The organism is Methylobacterium nigriterrae (assembly GCF_037106235.1).
Taxonomy (GTDB): Bacteria; Pseudomonadota; Alphaproteobacteria; order Rhizobiales; family Beijerinckiaceae; genus Methylobacterium; species Methylobacterium nigriterrae.
In genome coordinates, this window is record NZ_JBAWTG010000897.1 from 1 (window position 1) to 268 (window position 268).

General features: G+C 66.4%; 1 pseudogene. It reads right to left on the reverse strand.

The window, feature by feature from the left end:
- Positions 1-268, reverse strand: a pseudogene (locus WDW90_RS39595) (transposase); the annotation flags it as partial.

Here is a 268-nt window from a genome sequence, read left to right on the forward strand (position 1 = left end):
CAGCACGCCGCCATTCCGATCCTGAATGTCGGCGGGATGGACGAGCGCGTGCATCAGCAGGCCCTGCGTGTCGACCAGGATGTGACGCTTCTTGCCCCTGATCTTCTTGCCCGCATCATAGCCGGGCGGGTCGATCGAGCGCCCCCCTTTTCCGCGCCCTTCACGCTCTGGCTGTCGATGATGGCTGCCGTCGGGCTGACCTCCCGACCCACCCGCTCCCGGCAGGCGACGTAGAGCGTGTGATGGATCCGCTCCAGCGTGCCGTCAT